The 23,808-nt window shown below is 68.3% G+C and carries 25 protein-coding genes; 11 read left to right on the forward strand and 14 right to left on the reverse strand.

Annotation, left to right across the window (positions count from 1 at the left end):
- Nucleotides 1–47: 47 nt before the first annotated feature.
- The 4 genes from V1Y59_RS16940 (at nucleotide 48) to V1Y59_RS16955 (ending at nucleotide 4,413) form a co-directional block, all read left to right on the forward strand.
- Nucleotides 48–815, forward strand: coding sequence for a class I SAM-dependent methyltransferase (locus tag V1Y59_RS16940; protein WP_330506115.1), 768 nt, complete (start codon nucleotides 48–50; stop codon nucleotides 813–815).
- On the forward strand, nucleotides 812–2,386 hold the full coding sequence (locus V1Y59_RS16945) for a glycoside hydrolase family 57 protein (RefSeq protein WP_330506116.1): 1,575 nt from the start codon (nucleotides 812–814) through the stop codon (nucleotides 2,384–2,386). Before V1Y59_RS16940 ends, V1Y59_RS16945 begins: the two co-directional genes overlap by 4 nt.
- A 19-nt stretch (nucleotides 2,387–2,405) precedes the next feature.
- Complete coding sequence (locus V1Y59_RS16950) at nucleotides 2,406–3,683, forward strand: glycosyltransferase family 4 protein (protein WP_330506117.1); 1,278 nt, start codon at nucleotides 2,406–2,408, stop codon at nucleotides 3,681–3,683.
- Nucleotides 3,684–3,744: 61 nt separating this feature from the next.
- Nucleotides 3,745–4,413 carry an AIM24 family protein gene (locus V1Y59_RS16955; RefSeq protein WP_330506118.1) on the forward strand — a complete coding sequence of 223 codons (669 nt, stop codon included), beginning with the start codon at nucleotides 3,745–3,747 and terminating at the stop codon, nucleotides 4,411–4,413.
- 16 nt (nucleotides 4,414–4,429) lie between these two features.
- Here V1Y59_RS16955 and V1Y59_RS16960 read toward each other — a convergent pair whose 3' ends face one another.
- Nucleotides 4,430–5,194, reverse strand: coding sequence for an acyltransferase (locus V1Y59_RS16960; RefSeq protein ID WP_330506119.1), 765 nt, complete (start codon nucleotides 5,192–5,194; stop codon nucleotides 4,430–4,432).
- A 98-nt stretch (nucleotides 5,195–5,292) separates the two neighbouring features.
- Between V1Y59_RS16960 and V1Y59_RS16965 the strand changes: the two genes are divergently transcribed.
- Entirely contained in the window at nucleotides 5,293–6,624 is a 1,332-nt protein-coding gene (locus V1Y59_RS16965; RefSeq protein WP_330506120.1) for an outer membrane protein assembly factor BamB family protein, read from the forward strand.
- A 5-nt stretch (nucleotides 6,625–6,629) separates the two neighbouring features.
- Here the strand turns inward: V1Y59_RS16965 and V1Y59_RS16970 are convergent, their stop codons facing one another.
- Both V1Y59_RS16970 and V1Y59_RS16975 read right to left on the reverse strand, forming a co-directional pair.
- Nucleotides 6,630–7,244, reverse strand: coding sequence for a DUF3887 domain-containing protein (locus V1Y59_RS16970; RefSeq protein WP_330506121.1), 615 nt, complete (start codon nucleotides 7,242–7,244; stop codon nucleotides 6,630–6,632).
- A 73-nt stretch (nucleotides 7,245–7,317) separates the two neighbouring features.
- Nucleotides 7,318–8,532, reverse strand: coding sequence for a THUMP-like domain-containing protein (locus tag V1Y59_RS16975; protein WP_330506122.1), 1,215 nt, complete (start codon nucleotides 8,530–8,532; stop codon nucleotides 7,318–7,320).
- A gap of 274 nt (nucleotides 8,533–8,806) precedes the next feature.
- On the opposite strand from V1Y59_RS16975, the gene V1Y59_RS16980 reads away from it, so the two are divergent.
- Nucleotides 8,807–9,163 carry a hypothetical protein gene (locus tag V1Y59_RS16980; protein ID WP_330506123.1) on the forward strand — a complete coding sequence of 119 codons (357 nt, stop codon included), beginning with the start codon at nucleotides 8,807–8,809 and terminating at the stop codon, nucleotides 9,161–9,163.
- A gap of 52 nt (nucleotides 9,164–9,215) precedes the next feature.
- Here V1Y59_RS16980 and V1Y59_RS16985 read toward each other — a convergent pair whose 3' ends face one another.
- Complete coding sequence (locus V1Y59_RS16985; RefSeq protein WP_330506124.1) at nucleotides 9,216–10,223, reverse strand: class I SAM-dependent methyltransferase; 1,008 nt, start codon at nucleotides 10,221–10,223, stop codon at nucleotides 9,216–9,218.
- A gap of 44 nt (nucleotides 10,224–10,267) precedes the next feature.
- Nucleotides 10,268–11,056 carry an enoyl-CoA hydratase/isomerase family protein gene (locus tag V1Y59_RS16990; protein WP_330506125.1) on the reverse strand — a complete coding sequence of 263 codons (789 nt, stop codon included), beginning with the start codon at nucleotides 11,054–11,056 and terminating at the stop codon, nucleotides 10,268–10,270.
- A gap of 58 nt (nucleotides 11,057–11,114) precedes the next feature.
- On the opposite strand from V1Y59_RS16990, the gene ligD reads away from it, so the two are divergent.
- A complete protein-coding gene (ligD, locus tag V1Y59_RS16995; RefSeq protein ID WP_330506126.1) occupies nucleotides 11,115–12,104 on the forward strand; it encodes a non-homologous end-joining DNA ligase in 990 nt (329 codons plus the stop codon).
- Here the strand turns inward: ligD and V1Y59_RS17000 are convergent.
- The gene (locus V1Y59_RS17000) at nucleotides 12,085–12,522 is read right to left on the reverse strand and encodes a MarR family winged helix-turn-helix transcriptional regulator (protein WP_330506127.1); all 438 of its coding nucleotides are present in this window, start codon (nucleotides 12,520–12,522) and stop codon (nucleotides 12,085–12,087) included. The two genes, ligD and V1Y59_RS17000, sit on opposite strands and share 20 nt — an antisense overlap.
- Before the next feature lie 118 nt (nucleotides 12,523–12,640).
- Between V1Y59_RS17000 and V1Y59_RS17005 the strand changes: the two genes are divergently transcribed.
- The gene (locus V1Y59_RS17005) at nucleotides 12,641–13,252 is read left to right on the forward strand and encodes a maleylpyruvate isomerase family mycothiol-dependent enzyme (RefSeq protein ID WP_330506128.1); all 612 of its coding nucleotides are present in this window, start codon (nucleotides 12,641–12,643) and stop codon (nucleotides 13,250–13,252) included.
- A gap of 51 nt (nucleotides 13,253–13,303) precedes the next feature.
- Here the strand turns inward: V1Y59_RS17005 and V1Y59_RS17010 are convergent, their stop codons facing one another.
- Nucleotides 13,304–14,116, reverse strand: a complete 813-nt coding sequence (locus tag V1Y59_RS17010) for an NUDIX hydrolase (protein ID WP_330506129.1) — start codon at nucleotides 14,114–14,116, stop codon at nucleotides 13,304–13,306.
- 46 nt (nucleotides 14,117–14,162) lie between these two features.
- On the reverse strand, nucleotides 14,163–15,026 hold the full coding sequence (locus V1Y59_RS17015) for an ABC transporter ATP-binding protein (protein WP_330506130.1): 864 nt from the start codon (nucleotides 15,024–15,026) through the stop codon (nucleotides 14,163–14,165).
- Nucleotides 15,027–15,126: 100 nt separating this feature from the next.
- Here V1Y59_RS17015 and V1Y59_RS17020 point away from each other — a divergent pair, with 100 nt between their 5' ends.
- Nucleotides 15,127–16,119, forward strand: a complete 993-nt coding sequence (locus tag V1Y59_RS17020) for an LLM class flavin-dependent oxidoreductase (RefSeq protein ID WP_330506131.1) — start codon at nucleotides 15,127–15,129, stop codon at nucleotides 16,117–16,119.
- Here V1Y59_RS17020 and V1Y59_RS17025 read toward each other — a convergent pair.
- Nucleotides 16,082–16,780 (reverse strand): winged helix-turn-helix transcriptional regulator, encoded by a 699-nt coding sequence (locus V1Y59_RS17025; RefSeq protein WP_330506132.1) that lies wholly within the window; start codon nucleotides 16,778–16,780, stop codon nucleotides 16,082–16,084. The genes V1Y59_RS17020 and V1Y59_RS17025 overlap by 38 nt on opposite strands.
- A 103-nt stretch (nucleotides 16,781–16,883) precedes the next feature.
- Here V1Y59_RS17025 and V1Y59_RS17030 point away from each other — a divergent pair, with 103 nt between their 5' ends.
- Nucleotides 16,884–17,684, forward strand: coding sequence for a class I SAM-dependent methyltransferase (locus tag V1Y59_RS17030; protein WP_330506133.1), 801 nt, complete (start codon nucleotides 16,884–16,886; stop codon nucleotides 17,682–17,684).
- On the opposite strand, the gene V1Y59_RS17035 is transcribed toward V1Y59_RS17030, so the two are convergent.
- From V1Y59_RS17035 to ctaD, 5 genes are all read right to left on the reverse strand, one after another.
- On the reverse strand, nucleotides 17,672–18,154 hold the full coding sequence (locus V1Y59_RS17035) for a cupin domain-containing protein (protein ID WP_330506134.1): 483 nt from the start codon (nucleotides 18,152–18,154) through the stop codon (nucleotides 17,672–17,674). The genes V1Y59_RS17030 and V1Y59_RS17035 overlap by 13 nt on opposite strands.
- Nucleotides 18,151–18,951: a peptidyl-tRNA hydrolase gene (locus V1Y59_RS17040; protein WP_431309201.1), complete on the reverse strand. Its 801-nt coding sequence runs from the start codon at nucleotides 18,949–18,951 to the stop codon at nucleotides 18,151–18,153. The genes V1Y59_RS17035 and V1Y59_RS17040 overlap by 4 nt, the downstream gene beginning before the upstream one ends.
- A 6-nt stretch (nucleotides 18,952–18,957) precedes the next feature.
- Nucleotides 18,958–19,341 carry a VOC family protein gene (locus V1Y59_RS17045; RefSeq protein WP_330506135.1) on the reverse strand — a complete coding sequence of 128 codons (384 nt, stop codon included), beginning with the start codon at nucleotides 19,339–19,341 and terminating at the stop codon, nucleotides 18,958–18,960.
- A gap of 80 nt (nucleotides 19,342–19,421) precedes the next feature.
- A complete protein-coding gene (gene serB, locus V1Y59_RS17050; protein WP_330506136.1) occupies nucleotides 19,422–20,651 on the reverse strand; it encodes a phosphoserine phosphatase SerB in 1,230 nt (409 codons plus the stop codon).
- Nucleotides 20,652–20,674: 23 nt separating this feature from the next.
- Nucleotides 20,675–22,459, reverse strand: coding sequence for an aa3-type cytochrome oxidase subunit I (gene ctaD, locus V1Y59_RS17055; protein WP_330506137.1), 1,785 nt, complete (start codon nucleotides 22,457–22,459; stop codon nucleotides 20,675–20,677).
- 380 nt (nucleotides 22,460–22,839) lie between these two features.
- Here ctaD and V1Y59_RS17060 point away from each other — a divergent pair, with 380 nt between their 5' ends.
- The gene (locus V1Y59_RS17060) at nucleotides 22,840–23,778 is read left to right on the forward strand and encodes an ABC transporter substrate-binding protein (RefSeq protein WP_330506179.1); all 939 of its coding nucleotides are present in this window, start codon (nucleotides 22,840–22,842) and stop codon (nucleotides 23,776–23,778) included.
- Nucleotides 23,779–23,808: the final 30 nt, after the last annotated feature.

Raw genomic sequence — 23,808 nt, forward strand, 5'->3', positions numbered from 1 at the left:
CGAACATCGCGGATCGGCGTCCGACCCGACCCACTACTGTCGTGGGGATGACCGAGTCCCACGAGACCCTGGCGCTGACCGGCGAACGAACCGTCCCCGGACTTCCGGAGGAGAACTACTGGTTCCGCCGCCACGAGGTCGCCTACGCCCACATTCTCGACCGGTGTGCCGGGCGGGAGGTACTCGAGGCCGGCTCGGGTGAGGGATACGGTGCCGCGATGCTCGCCGAGGTGGCGCGGTCGGTCGTCTGCGTGGACTACGACGAGTCGGCGGTGGAGCACACCCGTCGCCGCTATCCGGAGCTGATCGTGCACCGGGCCAACCTCATCGATCTCCCGCTCGAGGACGAATCGGTGGACGTGGTCGTGAATTTTCAGGTGATCGAACACCTCTGGGATCAATCAGGATTCATCGCCGAATGCCGACGCGTAATGCGCCCCGGCGGCAGGCTCCTGATCTCGACGCCCAACCGCATCACCTTCTCGCCTGGCCGCGACACCCCGCTCAACCCCTTCCACACGCGTGAACTCGACGCCGGCGAGCTGAGCGAGCTGCTCACCGACGGCGGGTTGCACGTGGAATCGACGTGCGGCATCTACCACGCCGAGAGCCTGCAGGCGCTCGATGCCAAGTGGGGCGGATCGATCATCGACGCGCAGATCGTGCGAGCCCTCGCCGGTGAACCGTGGCCGACCGACCTCGCCGCCGATGTGGCCCGAATCGCGGTCGGCGACTTCGAGATCCGTGACGCACAGGAGGCGGACACCGACATCGACGCGAGCCTGGACCTCCTCACCTTCGCCCGCCGACCGTGAACACCCCGACACCGACGGTGCCCGGCCAGTTCACCATCGTCCTGCACTCCCATCTGCCGTGGCTGGCCAACCACGGGCGGTGGCCGGTCGGCGAAGAGTGGCTCTACCAATCGTGGGCCGACTCGTATCTCCGCGTCGTCGCGATGCTGCGGCGCCTCGCCGAGGACGGCGCCAAAGATCAGCTCTCCCTCGGGGTCACCCCCGTGCTGGCCGCCCAACTCGACGACCCCCACTGCGCCGCGTCGATGTACGAATGGCTCGCGGACTGGCAGCTTCGCGCGACCGACGCGGCTGCCGCGCCGGACCCGACGCGCCGCGAGCTGGGAGTTCGTGAGTTCCGGAACGCGGCGGCGGCGATCGCCGACTTCGAGATGCATTGGCGTCACGGCGCGAGCCCGCAGATCCGGAGCCTCGCGTCGGACGGGGTGATGGAGATCCTGGGCGGTCCGCTCGCCCACCCGTTCGCGCCCCTGCTCGACCCGAGGCTGCGGCAGTTCTCCCTGCGCGAAGGCCTCGCCGACGCTCGGGACCGGTGGGCGCGAAAGCCGACGGGCATCTGGGCACCCGAGTGCGCTTTCGCGCCGGGGATGGAACTCGACTATGCGACGAACGGCGTCGAGCACTTCATGGTCGACGGCCCGACACTGCGCGGCGACACCGCGCTCGGCCGACCGGTCGGCGACACCGATGTCGTCGCGTTCGGGCGGGATCTGACCATCAGCTACCGGGTGTGGTCTCCGAAGTCCGGCTACCCGGGGCACCCGATGTACCGCGATTTCCACACCTACGACCACCTCACCGGCCTCAAACCGGCACGCGTCACCGGCCGATCCGTCTCGTCGGCGGACAAGAAGCCCTATGACCCGGAGCGCGCGGACCGCGTGATCGACAGGCACGTGGACGATTTCGTCGACCACGTGCGACGACGACTCGTCGGCGAGTCGGAGCGGATCGGCCGGCCGGCACTCGTGGTGGCCGCGTTCGACACCGAGTTGTTCGGCCACTGGTGGCACGAGGGTCCGATATGGCTGGAGCGGGTGCTGCGCCGGCTGCCCGAGGCCGGGATCCGCGTCGGAACACTCGCAACCGCCCGGCGCGACGGGTACGTCGGCTCCCCTGTCGACCTCCCCGCGTCGTCGTGGGGTTCCGGCAAGGACTGGCGGGTCTGGAACGGGCCGCAGGTCGAGCACCTGGTGCGGCTGAACGCCGAGGTCACCGAGACGGCGCTCGAGGCGGTCAACAAACTGATCGAACCGGCCGGTCCGCGCCACCCCAGCGGATATCGCGGCGGGCGCAATCGCGTCGCCGACCAGATCGTCCGGGAAACACTCCTGACGGTGTCGTCGGACTGGCCGTTCATGGTCTCCAAGGACACCGCGGCGCACTACGCTGTCGAGCGTGCGCACAAACATGCGCATGCGACCCGCGAGATCTGCGACGCTGCACTGCGCGGTCGGGTGGGACCGGCCGAGAGGCTGGCCCACAACTGGTCACAGGCCGACAACCTGTTCGCAGGTCTGGACGCGCGGCGGCTCCACACCGCCGCCCTACCGAGCGACACCGGCAGTTGAGCGCGATGGGGGATGGCTGATGAGGGTGCTGATCGTCTCGTGGGAGTACCCACCGGTGGTGGTCGGCGGCCTGGGCCGACACGTCCATCACCTGACCACCGAACTCGCCGCGCAGGGCCACGACATCGTCGTCCTCACCCGGCGGGCGACGGGTACCGACGCTGTCAGCCATCCGACCACGGACACGCGGCGCGAGGGCGTCCGGATCATCGCCGCCGCCGAGGATCCACCCGAGTTCGAGTTCGGCCGCGACATGATGGCATGGACACTGGCGATGGGCCACTCGTTGATCCGGTCGGCGCTGAGATCATTGGGCGGACAACGTGACCCGGCATCGGGGCCGCCGTGGGAACCCGATGTGGTCCACGCCCACGACTGGCTCGTCGCCCACCCGGCGATCGCACTCGCGGAGTTCTTCGACGTACCCCTCGTGTCCACCATCCACGCCACCGAGGCAGGCCGGCACAGCGGCTGGGTCAGCGGTCCCACCAACCGGCAGGTGCACTCGGTGGAATGGTGGCTGGCGCACGAATCCGATTCGCTCATCACGTGTTCGGCATCGATGCGCGACGAGGTCACCCAGCTCTTCGGCCCGGAGATCTCCGACGTGTCGGTCATCCACAACGGCATCGACATCCGCACGTGGCCGTTCGCCCCCCGCCCCGCGAGATCGGGCCGACCACCCGAACTGCTGTTCGCCGGCCGGCTCGAGTACGAGAAGGGCATCCAGGATCTGATCGCCGCCCTCCCACGCATCCGCCGCAGCCACCCCGGAACGACGCTCACCATCGCGGGTGACGGCACCCAGCAGGAGTGGTTGCTCGACGAGGCCCGCCGCCATCGGGTCGCGAAATCCGTCCGGTTCCTCGGCGCCCTCGGCCACGACGACCTGGTGGCGCTCATGCATCGCTGCGACGCGATCGTGCTCCCCAGCCGCTACGAACCCTTCGGCATCGTCGCACTGGAAGCGGCCGCGACCGGCATCCCGCTGATCGTGTCCACCGCGGGCGGCCTCGGTGAGGCGGTGTCCGACCCGACGACCGGCCTCACCTTCTCCCCCGGCGACGTCGCCGGACTCGCCGACGCCGTCCGAACCGGACTGGGCGACCCGGCGGCCGCCGCCGTCCGCGCCCGACGCGCCCGGGAGCGACTCACGGTCGACTTCTCGTGGACGGAGGTCGCCGACCGCACCGCGGCCGTGTACCTCGCTGCCAAACGGCGGGTCCGTCATCCCGTCGGCCGACCGCAGATTCCGGAACGCCCGTTGCCCGAGCGGGATCCGGCACAATCGGTGTAGCGCCCGAGAAACCGAACAGGCCAGAAACCGAACAGGCCGGAAGCCGAGCAGAGGAGACGTTGTGCGCAGCCCCATCTTCGATCAGGTCAACCAGGAGAAGCAGAGCTCCGCGCGGTGGACGATGCAGTCGAGCAAGATGCTGCGCGTCGGATTCGGTCCCGAAGCCCTCGCGGCGAAGGGGGCGATGGTCGCCTATCAGGGGCAGTTCGACTTCGCCCACGAAGGCTCCGGCTCGGTCTCGAACTTCCTGAAGAAGGCGGTCACCAACGAGGGCGGCCAGTTGATGCGGGTCCGCGGGCAGGGTGAGGTGTTCTTCGCCAAGGCCAACAGCGACGTGTTCACGATCGACCTGGAAGGCGACGCGATCACCATCAACACGGCCAGCCTGCTGGCCTTCGACGCCTCGCTCGACTGGAAGATCACCTCGATCGGCAACGCCGGGATGCTCGCCGGCGGGCTGTTCAACCTGACCCTGTCCGGCCAGGGCACCGTCGGGATCGCCAGCGACGGCCCGCCGATGATCCTGGACTGCTCGGTGCAACCCACCTTCGTCGACCCCCAGGCGGCCGTGTGCTGGTCGGCCAACCTCACCCCGGGGGTCAAGAACGATTTCAAGATGGGATCCCTCATCGGCCGCGGTTCGGGCGAGTCGTTCCAACTGGCGTTCCACGGTCCGGGATTCGTCGTCGTACAACCGAGCGAGGGAGTCGCCGCCGCGGCGACCCGCTGACCGGGGATCGCGCGAGTCAGGGTTCGCGCGGCCCGGTGCCCCTGCGCGATTCGGCCTTCTTGCGCTCGATGTCGGCGAGGGCACGTTCGAGTTCGGCGCGCTCTTCCGCGTTGTGCGCCCAGTCGTCCTTGCGGTTCTTGACGACCCGGGCGGGTGCGCCCACCGCGATCGAGTAATCCGGGATCACGCCACGCACCACCGCATGCGAGCCGAGCACGCAGCCGCGTCCGACGATCGTGTTGCGCAACACCGACACCTTGGCCGCGATCCAGGTGTCCGGGCCGATGCGCACGGGCCCCTTGACGATGCCCTGGTCCTTGATCGGCAGCGTGATGTCGTCCATCTTGTGGTCGAAGTCGCAGATGTAGCACCAGTCGGCGACGAGCGTCGATCCGCCGATCTCGAGGTCGAGGTAGGAGTTCACGACGTTGTTGCACCCGAACACGGTCTTGTCGCCGATCCGCAGGCTGCCCTCGTGACAGCGGATCGAGTTCCCGTCGCCGATGTGGACCCACCGGCCGATCTCGAGCCGCGACATCTGCGGCGTCGCGTGGATCTCGACGTTGCGTCCGAGGAAGACCATGCCACGCAACACGATGTGCGGGTTCGCCATCCGGAATCGGGCCAGCCGGTAATAACGCACCAGATACCACGGGGTGTATGCCCGATTGCGCAGTACCCACCGCAGCGAGTCACGGGTGAGGAACCGGGCCTGCGCCGGATCGCGTCGACGGCCCGCACGCCATCGGGAGCGGTACGAGGCGTTCCACATCGTGGTCATGACGACAAACCCTAATCGAGTCGAATTCGCCCCCACGTTAGGCTCTGAGACTGGCACGTCGACCGACGGGGTGCACCGCGACCAGAACAGGAGCGCCGATGGCTGCAGCAGGCCGGCGACGAGGAACCCGCCGTCGACTGCCCGCGACAGTTCTGCTGAGTGTGCTGGCCGTACTGGTGGCCGCCTGCTCGGACGGCCAGGTCGACGTCCGTTCGGTGGCGAGCGCGGGCTGGTCGAGCTTCGGCGGCAACGCCGCCAACTCGAACTTCGCCTATCCCACGGTGCCCGACGACCTCGAGCTGAGCTGGACGCGCCCGACGGGTGGACCCGTCACGGCGCCGGTCACGATCTCCGGGAACGCCAACGTGGGTGTCACGTCGAACCCCGCGAACGGATGTAACCTGCTGGTCCTCGACCCGCGCAACGGCCGCAAGAACTTCTGCAAACGGATGCGTCCCGGCATCGAGGTCAACGCGATGCTCGTGGACCAGTTCGATCAGCCCTACGTCGGCGAGGAGACGATGTTCCTGGCGTTCAACGCCGGTGGGGCGATCCGTTGGCGGATGCCGGTGATCGGCGTCCCGCTGTCGGCGAAGTTCGCTGCTCCCGGTGAGGTGCTCGTGGCGACCACGCAGGGACAGCTGCTGCTGCTGAACTCACAGACCAGCGAATTCACCGCCCCCGAGGTCCGGCTGCGCGCCGACGCGAACCCCGACGACCCGACCTTCGGGTTCGGCGAGTGTGTGACCAACGGCCCACGCTGCGCGATCCCGGCCCCGCCCGCGGTCGACGTCGACAACGAGCGGTTCTTCCTGAATTTCTGGCCGCAGGGCGCGATCGCGTCACAGGTCCGGGCGATGAGTTACGCGGCGGACGACGGAAACCGCACGATGCGTGAGATCTGGCACGCCGATCTGCCCGGAGGCGTGATCGGTGCGCCGACCTTGTCCGCGGACGGTTCGACGGTGTACGCGTTCACCCGTCTCGGCCAGATCGTGGCGCTGGACGCCGAGTCGGGCGACACCCGATGGACCTACGACAACGGCGGGCACGGATTCGCGACGATGAGCGTGTCACCGGACGGGCTGATCATCCCGACCGGGGTTCTCGGCGCGCCGCTGACCTTGCTGCGCGATGCCGGTGACCGCGCCGAACAGGTGTGGCAGCGCGACGATCTCGCGGTCGTCAGCCTCTCCACCCTCACCGACGCCGGAACCGCGTGGACGGTGGTGCGCGACGCCGGGGCGGACACGTTGTCGCTCACCGAGGTGTCGACCGAGGACGGCGCGACCACGCGGACGTTGCCGCTGCCGGAGTCCGTCGGCTTCGCCACCGGTGTCGCCGTCTCACCGTCCGGGCAGGTCGCCACCGCGACCAACATCGGCAAGGTGTACTTCTTCGACAGCAGAGAAGCGATCGAGAGCAGGTAGCCGCCTCACAGGGGTTCCTGCGCGGCCTCCGGCGTGAGCAGGAACAGTCCGGCGATCAGGCCGTCGGTGTCGTAGGCGACCCGCATCGTGGTCGCTCCCGCCTCCTGCTCGATCGGCACGTCGACCACCGTGTGCAGCCCGTGCAGTCGTACGAACGGCGTGCCGCTGGACTCGACCTCACCACCGAGGGCGATCACCGAGGCCCACGCATCGGCAAGGCCGGAGTCGTCGAGCGCACGCGCCATCGTCGGGTTGAATCTCGATGCGACAGTTGACCATTGTCCTGTCCGCAACTTGTCCAGCAGATCGTCGGCCATGATCTCGGCGCTGGGGATCGGTGTTCTGGTCATCGGTTCTCCTGTTCTCGGGTCGATGGGTTTGCCGAAGCGTTGGAACGCCGCCTGTCGCGTGGTGCCGACGACGTCGCCGATCTCCTGCCACGTGCAGCCCCACTCTCGTGCGTGGCGTGCCGTCGCGCTGAGCAACTCCTCGGCCCGCCGCCCGAGTTGCAGGGCGTCGTACACCTTCGTCAATGCGGCGTCGCGGGAGTCGGCACCCCCGGCGGCGATGCTGCGCGCGAACTGCTGCACCTGGTTCGCCAGATCGTCCACCTCGGTCATGTGTAAAGGATGCATTGACAACACGTTCCTGTCAAGGCCACCTTGACGCCGGCCCGCCGGGGGATCCCGGGCGCTACGGCACCCGGACCCCGGGTTCGCAGATCAGGGCGACCCCCTTGCGGCCGATCCTGGTCAGGACCAGCGCGAGCGGACGTGAGCCCTTGGGTTTCAGGCGTTTCCGGAGCCGATCGGGATCGATGTCCAGGCCCCGGACCAAGATCTCCAGCGAACCGCAGTCCAGCGCGGTCAGACGCTTGCGCAACTCCTTGTCGGCGACACCGGCGACCTCGAGGACGCGAAACCCCCGCTCACCGGGCGGCACCGTGTCGCCGGTGAGGTAGGCGATCCGCGGATCGAGTTGCCACAACCCGTGCCGGTGGGCAAAGTTGCGGACCAGCCCGGCGCGGACGATGGCACCGTCCGGGTCGATGATCCACTCCCCGACCTCGCCGACGGCGACATCGTCGGGCTCGTGGTCGGTGACATCGAAGGACCGGACCGAGCCGTCGGCGTCGGTGCGCAGGACCGTCGCGCGCTGTGCCGGCTCGCCGTCGCGTTCGGTCCACAGACAGGCCTCGCGAACCGCCCCGTCGAGCGAGGTGATCTGCACTTGTCCGACGAACCCGTAAGTATCACGGAACATCCGATAGTCCAGTCCCGGAGCGCATTTCACCGCTGCGGGCCGACCGGAGCACACGTCGAGGAGATCGAGGAGGGGCGGCGTCAGCTGATCGAGGCGGAACACTCGTGACGATCCCGCCCGGCGCCCGGGGTCGGCGAGGACGATGTCGGCGCTCGACGTGGACGTGAGTGCGTCGGCGGCCAGCAACGTCGCCCGACCTCCGTCGAGTGCGGTGTTGTGCCGGGCCATCGCGAGCCGCACCCGATCCACGTCGCTGCCGATGACGCCCGAAATTCCCTCCTGGCGAGACAGTTCCATCAGCTCGGCGCCGATCGAGCAGGTGAGGTCGTGGACGACGGCGCCCGGGAGACGTGCGCTGATCTCCTCGGCCCGGCGCCGCGCCACAGCCGACGGCGTGGCCTGCTGCAGCGCGTCGTCGGTGAACAGCATGTCGTCGGCCGCACGGAGTTTCGCTCGCCCACGACGACGACAGAGGATCGTCTCGACCACCGCACCGTCGTGCGGCGCGCATCGGCTCCGGACGTGGCCGATGTCGGCGAGTATCGACGACGCGCTGAAGTCCAGCCGCGCCGCGTCGTCGAGCGCGTCGAGCCCCTGCGGAGTCCGCAGGAAGGTGACGTCGTCGAGCGTGAATCGGTATCCCATCGCGGTCCATCTTGCTCATGCGTCACCGATCCCGTCGACTGGGTCCCGTATCCCGTCGACTGGGCGCTGATTCTCGTTGACTGGGCGCCACGACGTCGACGACAGGCTCACGATCTCGACGCGCGCGAACCGACGCACACCCACTCGACCACATTCGGCACCCACTCGACCACATTCGACGCCCAGTCGACCAGATACAGGGCACAGTCGAAGGAAAGTAGCGCACAGTCGACGAGTTGACGAGTTAGGTTAGCCTAAGGCAATATCTCGGGCTGTGAAGAGAACAGCGATCGCACTATTGATCGGCGCCGGATGCGCCGGAGCCGGACTCGCCGCCGGGGCGGGGCATGCCCACGCCGAGGTCGAGGACGGGACATACAACCTCTGCATCCAGACCCGCTATGGGAGCTCCGTGGAGGAGCGTTGCGGGGAATACCGGGTCGAGGGAGATTTGCTCATCGGCTCAGCCGGGACACCGCTGACGCTGGTCGACACCCCGACCGGTGGGTACGCCGACATCGAACCGGTCAGCCGGATCACGCTGATCAAGACCGACGACGGGTACAAGGCCATCAACTCGGTACTCGGCATCCCGGTCGCGACCTCGACGTTCAACCCCGTCGAGAACTGAACTCGCCCAACCGAACCCCACGTGCGCACCGCACGTGGGGTTCGTTTCATCCTCAGGCGCCCGGCTTGATCCCGGTGACGATCGCGTTGTAGAAGAACTTGGGCGGCACCACTTTCCGCAGCACCTTCTCGTCGAGCCAGGACAGCCGCTTCCAGCCGTTGAACGCGAACATCGCCCAGCCCCACCCGAGCTTCTCGGGCGGGACGGCCGCCTCGAAGGTCCGCACCGGCCATCCGAGCATGGCGGCGGCGAGTTCCTCTGTCGCAGTCCCCACCTGGGTGGCGCCGGCACTGCGCGCCATCCGCTCCAGTTCTGCGGGATCGAAGGTGTGGATGTCGACAACGGCCTCCAATGCCGCCGCCCGCGACGACTCGTCGAGTTCCTCCTGCGGCCGCCGCCAGGACTGCAACGGGCCGACCTTGGTGACCTTGGTCGTCGCCGCCCAGGTCGCCCGGCTCATCCACCGTGCATAGAAGTCGCCGATCGTGGTCGGCTCGCCGGCGAACACGAAACGTCCGCCCGGCTTGAGCACGCGGAGCACCTCGCGCAGCGCCTGCTCGACGTCCGGGATATGGTGCAGCACAGCATGTCCGACGACCAGGTCGAAGGTGTTGTCGTCGTATGGGATCTTCTCGGCGTCGGCGACGCGACCGTCGACATCGAGTCCGAGATTCTCGGCGTTGCGGAGCGCGACCTTCACCATGCCCGGCGACAGATCGGTGACCGACCCCTTCTTCGCGACGCCCGACTGCATGAGGTTCAGCAGGAAGAAGCCGGTGCCGCAACCGAGTTCCATCGCACGCTCGTACGGGAGCGGCTGATCGGCGGCGACGGCGTCGAAACGACCACGGGCGTAGTCGATGCAGCGCTCGTCATAGGAGATCGACCATTTGTCGTCATAGGTCTCGGCCTCCCAGTCGTGGTACAGCACCTGCGCCAGCTTGGAGTCCGCCAACGCCGCCTTCACCTGCTCTTCGGTGGCATGCGGGTTGGGTTCGGGATCGCTTCCCGGCGTCGTGTCACCCGGTGTCGTGTTACCCGGAGTCATGTTCGTCGTCATCTGCGGCTACTTCCTGATGGTCGGTACTGGGCGATGGCGTGCGTTCACTTGCCGGTGAACTGCGCCTTGCCGGGTCCGTTCTCGACGAACGACGTCATGCCGATCGCCCGATCCTCGGTGGCGAACAGGGCGGCGAACAGCTGTTCCTCGATCTTGAGGCCGGTGGCGAGGTCCACACCGAGACCCTGATCGACGGCTTTCTTGCCGGCCGCCAGCGCGATCGACGCCGCGTTGGCGAACTGGTCGGCCCAGGCGACCGCCGTGTCGTAGACGTCGTCGGGTGCGACGACCTCGTCGACGAGCCCGATCTCCAGCGCCTCGGCTGCAGCGACGAAACGCCCGGTGAAGATCAGGTCCTTCGCCTTCGCCGGACCCACCAGCCGGGCGAGACGCTGCGTGCCGCCACCGCCGGGGATGACACCGAGCAGGATCTCGGGCACACCCAGTTTCGCGTTGTCGCCGGCGATGCGTCGGTCGGCACCCAGGGCGACCTCGAGCCCGCCGCCGAGCGCGTAGCCCGTGATCGCGGCGACGGTCGGCTTGGGAATCTCCGAGATGGCGCCGAGCGCCGACTGCAGCCGGCCTGCGACCTTGCTCATCTCGGCGTAGGTCATGTCGTTCATCTCTTTGATGTCGGCACCCGCGGCCAGCACCTTCGGGCCGCCGTAGATCACGACGGCCTTGATGTCGTCGCGCACGGTCGCCTCGTCGGCCGCGGCAGCCAGCTCGGTCTGCACCTGCCGGTTCAGCGCGTTCATCGGCGGGCGGTTCAGCAGGATCGTGCCGACCCCGGGATGATCATCGGATGTCTCGAGCGTGACGAACTCAGCCATGGTGCGAAGGCTACCGTTTGCCCGGCCCGCCCGGCTGTCCAGGCCATACAGTTGTGGCATGGCCCAGGCCTCGAACGATGCGGGTGAGCCGATCGAACTGCAGGTCGGCGATCGAGCGATCCGACTGTCCAGTCCCGACCGCGTCTACTTCTCCGAACGCGGCGAGACCAAACGCGACCTCGCCGAGTACTACCTGGCGGTCGGTGACGGGATCGTCCGCGCGCTGCGCGACCGGCCGTGCATGTTGCATCGCTTTCCCAAGGGTGTCGACGGGAAGAAGGTGCACCAGAAGCGCATCCCGGCGGGGGCGCCGGACTGGCTCGAGACCGTCGAACTGTGGTTCCCACGCTTCGGCCGGACCGCCGACGAACTGTGTGTCACCGAACTCGGCAGTGTGATCTGGGCGGTCCAGATGTCGACCGTCGAGTTCCATCCCTGGAACTCCCGCCGCGACGATCCGGAGTCACCCGACGAGTGGCGCATCGACCTCGATCCGATGCCCGACTGCCCGTTCTCGCGCATCCAGCGCGTCGCGCACGTGGTCGACGAGGTCCTCGACGAACTCGGTATCCGCGGCTTCCCGAAGACCTCCGGTGGCCGCGGCCTGCACATCTACGTCCGGATCGAACCCGAGTGGGGATTCCCCCAGGTGCGCCGCGCGGCGCATGCGTTCGCCCGCGAGGTCGAACGTCGCGCGCCTGACGACGTCACCACCACGTGGTGGCGCAAGGACCGAGATCCGGCAGCCGTGTTCGTCGACTACAACCAGAACACCCGCGACCACACCATGGCGTCGGCGTACTCGGTCCGGGGCAATCCGCGTGGCACGGTGTCCGCACCCATCCGGTGGTCCGAGATCGACGACATCGCACCGGACGATTTCACCATCGCGACGATGCCCGCCCGGTTCGCCGAGGTCGGTGATCTGCACGCGGAGATCGACGATGTCGCCTACCGCCTGGACACGTTGCTGGACTGGGCCGATCGCGACGACATCGGCGCGGAGGACGCCGAGGACGCCGAGGACGTCATCGATATGGATCAGTGATCTCGCGCAAGCTGATCAGGGCCGCACGCATGTCGTCGAACCGACTCGCGCCCAAGTACTCCCGCCACTCCGATTCCACGACCTCGACCTCGCGCGCGGCCAGGGCGCACAACGCGACCGCGCGATCGCTCAACGTCACCAGCCGTGCTCGGCCGTCGGACGGATCGGGCACCCGCCGCAGATACCCGGCCGCCTCCAGCTGGTCGACGAGCCCGCCGGCCGTCTGCTTGGTGACGCCGGTCTGTTCGGCCAGGTCGGTCAGCCGCATCGGCTCGGGCGCCAGACGCTGCAGGAGTCGCGCCTGCGCGAGCGTGATGTCACCGGCGCCCACCTCGGCCATCCGCGACATCACCCGCTGCTCTGTGGCCCGATGCGCGATGAACATCAGGACCCCGGTCGGCGGCTGATCGTCGGTCATCTCGTTGACTTTAGTACGTCTCCCTGACTAAAATAGTCAGCTATCCTGACCAATCGGGTCGGGCCGGTCGGCCGCCACGCAGACTGGCGTCGCCACGCCGAGCACACGGAGGCACGCCATGGATTCCGACACGATCTGGCGCCACGTGGACGAGCAACGACTCGACGTCGCCGATCTCCTCGACACCCTCACCGATGACCAGTTCGCCACCGGATCACTGTGTGTCGGTTGGTCGGTGCGCGACGTCGCGGTTCACCTGACACAGGCGCACATGCCGCCGACGCGCGTGCTGGGTGCGATGGCGCGTTCGGGATTTCGGTTCAACACCATGGTGCATCGCTGTGCGGTCGACGACCCGACCCCGGCGCGCGAAGCCGCCGACAAGCTCCGCGCCATGGTCGGGTCGCGACGTCACGCGCTGGGCACCACCGAGATGGAACCGCTGCTCGATGTACTGATCCACGGTCAGGACATCGCGGTCCCCGTGGGGATCAGCCGGCCGATGCCATCCGACGCGGCAGGCGCGGTCGCGCAGCGACTGTGGTCGATGCGATTTCCGTTTCGTCCCCGGCGCGACCACGAGGGCGTACGTTTCATCGCCACCGACGCCGACCTCGAGTTCGGAGCGGGGCGGCCCGTCGAAGCCCCGATTCGCGACATCGTCATGCTCTTCGCGGGCCGCGCGGCCGCGGCCGGAGTCCTCGCGCACCTGGATTCGTCACCGCGTTGACGTTCGGTGCTCGACGCCACAGACCGAAAGACGAGCAACGACTCAGACCGCTCAACGACTCAGACCGGGAACCTCACGGTCGGCGATGACGGCGAAGTATCGATCCGATCCGTCGAACTTGAGTCCCGCGAGGCCCGCTCCGGGCGTCACGGAGGGTTCGATCGTCTCGACGTGGCGTTCGGCCGCCAGCGCCGCGGCGGCGGTGTCGAAGTCGGCGAGATGAGTCAACTGCGACCACGTGGGCGGGAGCAGCGCGTGCTGGTCGGCGGCCCAGGCCTCCAGGGCTGCCGCCGGTGTGTCCCAGCGGGCCACCTCGGCTTCGGTGGTCTTGTCGTCGGCGGCCTGCCCGTCCGGCAGGGCGGCGAGGAAGAACCGGGTGTCGTAGCGGCGCTTCTCGAAGATCGGGGTGATCCAGTGCGCCAACGGGCGCAACAGATCTGCCCGCAGACTCAAGCCGGCGTCACGCAGGAACCGCGCGAAGGACAACGACTTGTCGACGAGTTGGTCACGCTCGGTCGTGTAGACGCCCGGGTCCGGGAACGAACCGTCCGATCGGGTGGCCAGCAGGACGCCGCATTCCTCGAAGGTCTCGCGCACCGCGGCACAAACGAGCGCCTGCGCGGTGTGCTCGTCGGTGTGGAAGGCCTCGGCCCACCAGGCGGGAGGCGGCCCGGTCCAGGCGATGTCGGCGTCGGCGTCGCGCCGGTCGACCCCGCCGCCGGGAAACACCGTGACACCACCGGCGAACGCCATCTGACGCACCCGGCGCTGCAAGAACACCTCGATCCCGTCGGGCGTGTCCCGGACCAGCACCACGGTGGCCGCGTCGCGCAGCGGGGCGGGCTCGGTCTGCGATGTGCTCATGGGTCTCCTGTCCGACGGCGATCCCACCGAGGGTAACGCTCGTCGGTCACCCCGCTGCGCGGCGATGCCCACCCGGCCGTCGCACCCGTCGGGCGAAGTACCGACCGCCCGGCCGGCTGAGGGTGATCCGCTGCCGGAACGCCGTCGACAGGTTCTCGCTGGTCAGCACGTCGTCGAGCAGCCCTTGCGCGACCACCTCACCCTCGGACAGCAGCATCGCGTGGGTGAAGCCGTCCGGGATCTCCTCGACGTGATGGGTCACCAGCACCATCGCCGGCGACTCCGGGTCCGTGGCGAGGCGACCGAGCCGGTCGACGAGTTCCTCGCGACCGCCGAGGTCGAGGCCGGCGGCCGGCTCGTCGAGCAGGAGCAGTTCGGGATCGGTCATCAGGGCCCGCGCCACCATCACCCGCTTGCGTTCACCCTCCGACAGGGTGCCGAAGGTCCGGTCGGCGAGATGCTCGGCACCCATCGACTCCAGCGAGTCGACCGCCTGCTCGCGGTCGACCTCGTCGTAACTCTCCCGCCAGCGTCCCATCACCGAGTATCCGGCCGAGATCACCACGTCGGTGACGATCTCGTCCGGCGGCACCCGCTCCACGAGCGCCGAACTCGCCACCCCGATCCGCGTGGAGAGTTCCCGCACCTCGACCTTGCCCAGGCGTTCGTTGAGGATGAACGCGGCGCCTGCCGTCGGATGCTCCTGCGCCGATGCCAGCCGCATCAAGGACGTCTTGCCGGCGCCGTTCGGTCCGATGACCACCCAGCGTTCGTCGAGTTCGACCTGCCAGGACACGGGGCCCACCAGGGTGTTCCCCCCACGCACGAGCGTGACGTCGCGGAAGTCGACCAGGAGGTCGGGATCGGATTCGTACTCGTCTGCACCGGCCGGATCACTCGCGTTCGTCACCCCCCTATCGTGCACCACGAAGCGGGCCCGCGCGCCAACCGGGACGACACGTGCTCAGGGAGAAGGGAATACGCTGCGCACCACGCGCCTTGAGGAGAACATGAGTGTTGAGTTGTCCATTCTCGATCTGGCGCAGGTCGGTTCCGGCGAGACGGTCGGCGAGAGCTTCGCCGCGAGCGTCGACATGGCGCAGCATGCCGAGAAGTGGGGTTACCGGCGCATCTGGTACGCCGAGCACCACAACATGTCGAGCATCGCGTCGGCGGCTCCGGCGGTGCTGATCGCCCACGTCGCCGCCCACACCGACTCCATCCGGCTCGGTGCCGGCGGGGTGATGCTGCCCAATCACTCGCCGCTGGCCATCGCCGAACAGTTCGGCACCCTCGCCGAGTTGCACCCGGGCCGGATCGACCTCGGCCTCGGCCGGGCACCCGGCGGCGACCAGAACACCTTCGCGGCCCTGCGCCGGACGATGGCGTCGGCGGATCGATTCCCCTCCGACGTGCTCGAACTCCAGGGTTACCTGCGTGGCGCATCGCGCGTCGAGGGTGTCAGCGCGACCCCCGGAGCGGGCACCGACATCCCGCTCTACATCCTCGGCTCGTCCTTGTTCGGCGCCCAGCTGGCCGCGGCACTCGGACTGCCCTACGCGTTTGCCTCGCACTTCGCCCCGCAGGCCCTGGAAGAAGCTGTTGCGCTGTACCGCAGGGAGTTCCAGCCGTCACAGCAGCTGGATTCCCCGTATGTGATCGCAGGTGTGTGCGCCATCGCCGACGACGACGAGGAGGTCGCGCAGGAGCAACTCCGCAAGGCCAAGCGCGCTCGGGTCAATGCACTGTTCGCCCGTGATCGTCGCTTCACCGACGAGGAGGCCGACATGATCCTGGACATGCCGCAGGGCCGCCAGATCGACGCGATGATGACCTACGCGGGGATCGGGACACCGACTCAGGTCGACGACTATCTCCAGTGGTTCGCCGGGCATGCGCAGGCGGACGAGCTGATCGTCGCGTCGATCGCACCCGACCGGGACGTGTGGCTGAACACCCTGGGTCTCATCGCGCCGGCGCGGTCGCTGTCGTCTGCGGACTGAACGGCACGTCGGTACGCCGGTTCCACCTCGGGAGAACAGCCGTCACCGACCGGTCCCCCATGACCCGAATCCGCCCGGTCGACAGTGCGCGTGACCACGGCAACTGCCCACGGTGCCAGGCGATGAACGCCGCCGAGTCGGCGATTACCTCGGCGGCCGGATCCCCTCCGGGGTCGGAGTAACACACTTCCGCATCACCGGCGTCGACGAGCAACCAGTAGTAGCGATTTCCCATCGGCTGGTCGGGGAAGCAGAACGCGACCACGGTGCGCGCACGGGGCAACTGTGTGGTGTCGAGCTGGGCGTGGCACCAGGCCCACAACGCGAACCCGGGATCGGTCATCTCCGGACCGATCTCCACCCAACGCTCTCCCCACCGCCCGAACTCGTCGAGTACCGTCGCGAGGTCGCGGCCGGCGTCGGTCAACGTATACGTCGATCCCCGTCCCACCTGTTTCGGTGTTCGGGCCAGCACGCCGAACCGTTCGAGTTGTGCGAGCCGGGTGGCCAGTACCGACCGCGACATCTGCGGGACACCGTGCGCGATGTCGGTGAAGGTGTCGGCGCCCATCATCACATTGCGGATGACCAGCGGCGTCCAGCGCTCCGCGAGGATCTCGGACGCCCGCGCGATCGGACAGTACTGGCCGTAGCTGCGCACCCCTCCATCGTCGCGAGGCGATGCGGGTGCAGGCAAGCCCGAGGGGTGCCGGAGTTCGATTCTCGGTCTTGGGTCTGCGGTGTTCGAGGGGGACGCTGGTCCCATGAGCAAGGCCCGTACCGGTCAGATCGGTGATGCCGCCGCCGAGATCTACGAGGAGTTCTTCGTGCCCGCGCTGTTCGACCAGTGGCCACCACGACTCCTGGACAAGACGGGGGTACGCCGGGGCGAGCAGGTATTGGACGTGGGCTGCGGCACCGGCGCGCTGACCCGCGAGGCGCTGGCATGGGTCGGCGCCGTGGGGTCGGTTGCGGCCCTCGATCCGAACGACGGGATGCGGGCCGTCGCGGGGCGCATGTGCCCCGGGGCCTTGCTCCATGCCGGTGTCGCAGAAGACCTTCCGTTCGCCGACGACTCGTTCGACCGGGTGGTGAGTCAGTTCGTGTTGATGTTCTGCACCGACCGTCGGCGGGCGGTGGCACAGATGGCCCGGGTTCTCCGTCCGGGCGGCACCCTCGGCATCCTCACGTGGGCGCAGGTGGCGGAGAACCCGGGCTACGACGCGATGGCGACACTGGTGCGCCGGCTGTTCGGCGACGTGCAGGCCGATGCACTCCTTGCGCCCTTCGTGATCGGCACACCTGAGCTGCTCCGCGACGAACTCGCGGACGCGTTCTCCGAGGTGGAGATCGTCCGGCTCGACGGAGAGGCCTGTTTCCCGTCGGTCGAGGCCTGGGTCCGGACCGATGTCAAGGGCTGGACCCTCGGGGATCTGATCGACGACGACCAGTACGAGCACCTGCTGCGGGCGGCCGCGCGCGAACTGGCGGTCTTCGCGGGAACCGATGGCGTTGTGCGGTTTCCCGCGCCCGCGCTCGCGGCGGTGGCCCGTCAACCGGTGTGACGGCCGTGAGTCCCCACCTCAGGCGCGAGGCGGAAGTCGGCGAAGTCGAAGCCGGGGGCGACGATGCAGCTGACCAGTGACGGTTCGTCTCCGGCAGGTCGCGCTCGCTGCCACGTCTTCGGCGGTACCAGGGCCTGCGGTCGGTGACCGGCCTCCACGTCGGGGCCGACTGTCACCGCCGCGGGCGCTCGAGGTTCCGGTCCGTCGCCGCCGAGTTCGAGCATGACCGGGGCGCCACGATGGAACAGCCACAGTTCGGCGCCTCGCACGGTGTGCCACGCCGACTGCTCGCCGGGCAATAACAGGAAGTAGATCGCGGTGGCGGCGACACGATCGCCGGAGAAGTCCGGCGGCAGCGCTGCCCCGGGTATCGTCACGGCGCTCCGCCAGGTCTCCGAGTACCAACCGCCCTCCGGGTGCGGCGTCAGGTGGAGGTCACGCGCCCAGTCCGGGAGCCGGTCGTCGGTCATCTGTCCGTCACCTCGGCGATCACCGTGACCGAGCCCGGAGCGATCTCGGTGAACCCGGCGTCGCGCACGGCGATAGCCGCGCCCCGGGCGTCCGCCTTCACGAGATCCACCCATCGCGGCCCCGACGCTTCGCGGACAACGAGAGGACAACCGGCAGAACGCCATTCCCACGCCTGCTCGAGAGTCATCGACTTCACCGCCAGCATCGAGGCGTGACCCACCTGGGCGGCGGCCTTGCCCACCGTCATCGGCAGATCCGGATTCACCCAGAGACAGACACCACCGTCGGGCGCCTGGGTCGACAGGGAACCGTCGAGGTCCGTACCGCCGATCTGCAGCCGGGCGATCCGACGGTCGACGTCGCCGACGCGGCCGGGCACCAGTGCACGTGCCTGCGCCGAGCCGGTGTCGACGGTCAGACCCCAGACCTCCTGCGCCGCAGCCCACTGCGCGCCCCGCGCACGGCGGGCGATCTTGCGGATGCGGGCCCCGCACCACGCGTCCAGGTCCGACACCCACGGCCCTGCGCCGCCCGCGCGATCGTCGAGACAGAGCAGCGCGACCGCACGGGCTGCAGCGGTCAACGCGTCCGCCCGCGCGGGTGGCTGTGACTTCTCGATCCGGATCACCATCTGCATCGCCAGCACGTCACCGGGATCCGCGGGATCGCCGCCACCACCGCGATAGGCGACCAGGCGCCGGTACGCATCCTCGAACGTCCGCTGGGCGTCGGTGTCTAGGTCGGCGTCGGCCGCCCCGGAGAAACCGTCGATCGGATGAGGTGACCGGCCGGTCACATCGCATCACCCCCAGTTCTCGGCCTTCGTCAGGCAGAACGGGTGCCCCGCCGGATCGAGCAGCACCCGCCAGGTCTCCCCCGGCTGCTCCGACGGTACCGTCGCGCCGAGTTCGACGCAGCGGCCTTCCGCGGCCGCGAGGTCGTCGACCGCCAGATCGAAGTGGAACTGCTTGGACCCGTTCGCGTTCGGCCATGCCGGTGGTCGGTGGCCGGGAACCGACCCGAAGCCCAGCGCGGCTCCCTCGGGTCCTTTGAGCATCGCGTAGCCGTCGCCGGCCCCGACGATCTCCCACCCCAGCACGGCCGACCAGAACTCGGCCGAGACACGGGCGTCAGCACAATCGAGTGTCATCATCGCCAGGCTGGCGACAGGTGTGGAAGTGGTCATCGGTCGAGTCCTCTCGGTGCGATCTGATCCACCGATCATCGTCGCTTACCACCGCGGGACACTAGAACGAACGCGACATTTCAGCTGAGCGGCACTCGCCGCATCACCCCGTCCGCGGCGTCGGCGGCCTCGATCTCGTCACGCGTGACACCGAGGATGAACAGGACCGCGTCGAGGAACGGGTGGCTCAGCGCTGCGTCGGCGACCTCGCGCAGGGCGGGCTTGGCGTTGAAGGCGATGCCGAGCCCGGCGACGCTGAGCATGTCGATGTCGTTGGCGCCGTCACCGACCGCGATGGTCTGCTCCATCGGGACGCCGACCTGATCGGCGAAGGCACGCAACGCCTTTGCCTTCCCCGCCCGGTCCACGACGTCGCCGACGACCCGGCCGGTCAGTTTGCCGTCGACGACCTCGAGGGTGTTGGCGCGGACGAAGTCGAGTTCGAGTTCGTGCGCCAGTCCGTCGATCACCTGCCGGAAGCCGCCGGACACGACACCACAGTGATAGCCGAGACGATGCAGGGTGCGGATGGTGGTGCGTGCGCCCGGTGTCAGTTGCAGCGAACTCGCCACGTCGTCGAGCACCCCGGCATCCAGCCCGGCGAGCACGGCCACCCGCTGGTTCAGCGATTCGGCGAAATCGAGTTCGCCACGCATTGCTGCCTCGGTCACCGCGGCGACCTCGGCTTCACGGCCGGCCCGGGCCGCGAGCATCTCGATGACCTCGCCCTGGATCAGCGTGGAGTCGACGTCGAAGACGATGACCCGCTTGGCCCGCCTGGCCAGTCCGCCCCGCTCCACCGCGATGTCCACGCTGTGGTCGGCGGCCACCACGGCCAGCCCCTTCCGCAGCGCGGCGTCGGCGGCAACGTCGTCGCGGCCGACACTGACCATCAGTTCCAGCCCGGTGAGCGGGTAGTCGGCGACACCGCGGATGGAGTCGATGTTGACTCCCTGGCCCGCCAACTGGCCAGCGAGGGCACGGAAGGCGCGGGCGGTCACGGGACTGCCGAGCACCACCACCGCGTGGCTGGACGGTCGGCGGCCGGCGCTCGCGGCACCGACCTCGACGATCACGTCGATCCCTATCGATGCCATCGCCTGTTCGACGACGTCCTGCAGTTCTTCCGCGTCGCCCGAGGCGGACACCAGCACCCCGAGGGTGAGTCGCCCGCGGATCACCACCTGCTCGACGTCGAGGAGACTGACGCGCTGGCCCGCCAGCGCACCCATCAGCACCGAGGTGACGCCGGGTTTATCCGGCCCGGTGACGGTGATCAGAACTGTGGTGTCGCTCGATTCGTTGACCACGTGTTTCGCGGAGTGCGTGCGCGTCAGCGTGGATCCGGATCCGGCGAACCCTCGTGGTCACCGACCGTCAATGGACTACGCCGCGCGTCTTCCATGTGGCGGTCCTTGCCCGAGTTGTGACCGGCTCCCACGTGCGCCTCGGCACGCATCCGTTCGATCATGTGCGGATAGTGCAGCTCGAACGCCGGTCGCTCCGAGCGGATGCGGGGCAGTTCGGTGAAGTTGTGCCGCGGCGGCGGGCAGCTGGTGGCCCACTCCAGGGAGTTGCCGAAGCCCCACGGATCGTCGACGGTCACGACCTCGCCGTAGCGGTAGCTGCGGAAGACGTTCCACAGGAACGGCAGCGTCGACAGGCCGAGGATGAACGCACCGACCGTGGAGACGATGTTCAGCGTGGTGAACCCGTCGGACGGCAGGTAGTCGGCGTAGCGACGCGGCATGCCCTCGTTGCCCAGCCAGTGCTGCACCAGGAACGTGGTGTGGAAGCCGATGAACGTCAGCCAGAAGTGGATCTTGCCGAGCCGTTCGTCGAGCATGCGTCCGGTCATCTTGGGGAACCAGAAGTAGATGCCGGCGTAGGTGGCGAACACGATGGTGCCGAAGAGCACGTAGTGGAAGTGCGCGACCACGAAGTAGCTGTCGGACAGGTGGAAGTCCAGCGGCGGGCTGGCCAGCAGGACACCGGTCAGGCCACCGAACAGGAAGGTGACGATGAAGCCGACGGAGAACAACATCGGCGTCTCGAACGTCATGTTCCCCTTCCACATCGTTCCCACCCAGTTGAAGAACTTCACACCGGTCGGTACGGCGATGAGGAAGGTCATGAACGAGAAGAAGGGCAACAGCACGGCACCGGTCACGTACATGTGGTGCGCCCACACCGCGACAGACAATGCGGCGATCGCCATCGTCGCGTACACGAGGCCGGAGTACCCGAAGATCGGTTTACGGGCGAACACCGGGAACACCTCGGAGACGATGCCGAAGAACGGCAGCGCGATGATGTAGACCTCGGGGTGGCCGAAGAACCAGAACAGGTGCTGCCACAAGATCACACCGCCATTGGCGGGATCGTAGAGGTGGGCACCGAACTGCCGGTCGACCTCCAGACCCATCAGCGCGGCGGTCAGCAGCGGGAACGCCAGCAGGATCAGGATGCTGGTCACCAGGATGTTCCAGGTGAAGATCGGCATCCGGAACATGGTCATGCCGGGGGCGCGCAGACAGACCACCGTCGTCACCATGTTCACGGCGCCGAGGATGGTGCCGAGGCCGGAGACGCCGAGACCCATGATCCAGAGGTCGGCGCCGATGCCGGGCGAGTGGATGCCGTCGGTCAGCGGGGTGTAGGCCGTCCAGCCGAAGTCGGCGGCGCCGCCCGGGGTCAGGAACCCGGCCAGTGCGACGGACGCGCCGAAGACGAACAGCCAGAAACCGAATGCGTTGAGCCGCGGGAACGCGACGTCGGGCGATCCGATCTGCAGCGGGAGTACGAAGTTGGCGAAGCCGATGACGATCGGGGTCGCGTAGAACAGCAGCATCACCGTGCCGTGCATGGTGAACAGCTGGTTGAACTGCTCGGTCGACAGGAACTGCATGCCCGGGTGAGCGAGCTCGCCACGCATCAGCAGCGCCATCAGTCCGCCGATCAGGAAGAAGGCGAAGCAGGCGGTGATGTACATCATGCCGATCAGCTTGTGATCGGTGGTGGTGATCAGCTTGTAGATGAACGAACCCTTGGGCTGATAGCGCTCCGGAAAGGGACGCTCTGGAGCCACTTGCGTGGTGGGCTGGTCAACCGCGGTCACAGATCCTCCTCGTTGCGCAACCGCCGGGGCTGGTCACCTGCCACTTCCCCACGGTCGCCACATGAACAAAACGAGCGCTGGTAACTGATCCTAAACCCTCATACCGGCGGTGGCCGCATGGGTCCTACGATCCGTCGTAATTGGTTCGCGAACTGCGATGAATCCGCAGTTCAGTACCCTCGCGGGGACCGACGCGCACGGGCTCGCGGGAGGCGTCGAGCGGTGGCCGCCGCGGGCTGCCCGCCCGGCGCGGTCATCGCTGCCGCCGGTGCTAGCGTGATCGCGTGCAACGCAGCGGCGTGACCCCTGTTCCGGCGGCCCGGCGCCGGCTCCCGAACCCTCGGCGGGCAAGGCGGGCGGCAGGTGCCGTCGCATCGGTCGTGGCGTTCGCCGCGCTGGCGGGGTGCGCAGGCGAGCAACCGCTGACGACCCCCGACGGCTCCCCCATCTCCACGGTGACCACACGCGTCGCCGAGGTGAACATCGTCAATGCCGACCGGGACCCGGCGCGCACGTGCCTGGCGCCGACGGCACCCGATCCCGGACAGTCCGACGTCGCGCGCATCGTGGTGACCGACCCCGCCCTGCTCGACGCGATCTGCGCGCTCGGCATCGGACCCAAAGTGGTCGCGGTCGCCGCCGACGCCGGCTCGGTGCCCGCCTACCTCGGGCCCCAGCTCGCCGCGGTACCGACCATCGGGACGACGCCGGACCCGGCAGCTGCGGCCGAGGCCGCTCCCGACATCGTTCTCTCCACCCCACGCTCCGCCGCGTCGGCCGGGGCGTTCGGCGAGACCCGCGCCGTGACCATCTCCGGCGACGGGGACTGGCGGTCGGAGTTCACGGCGGTCGCGGACGCGCTGGGCAGATCATCGAGCGGCGCGCGCCTGCTCGAGGAGTTCGACACGGAGACCCGACGCACCGGGCGCCGGATGGACGCGGCGCACAGTCAGGTGTCACTCGTCCGGTTCACCGGCGAGTCGGAGATGATCGCCGGCACCGACAGCTTCGCGGGGCAGATCCTGGCGTCGATCGGTGTGCAACGTCCGGAGCCGCAGCGCTCGGAAGGTTCGTTCACCGTCACCGATCAGAACTTCACCGACGCCGACGCCGACCTCATCTATGTGAGCTTCCTCGGCGAACGTGGACTCGCGCACGGGAAGGACGTCCTCCTGAGCGATCGGTGGCTGGACATGGGTGCGCCCACGTGGAAGCGGGTGCTCGCCGTCGACGACGCCATCTGGTACGGCGGCGACGGCCTGGCCGCGGCCTGGCTGGTGCTCAACGACGTGAAGGTGTCGCTCGACGGCAACTCGTGACGCCCTGCGATGGTGGCCCGGTCGGGGCGC

Origin of the sequence: Gordonia prachuapensis, assembly GCF_036350515.1 — a bacterium.
Lineage (GTDB): Bacteria > Actinomycetota > Actinomycetes > Mycobacteriales > Mycobacteriaceae > Gordonia > Gordonia prachuapensis.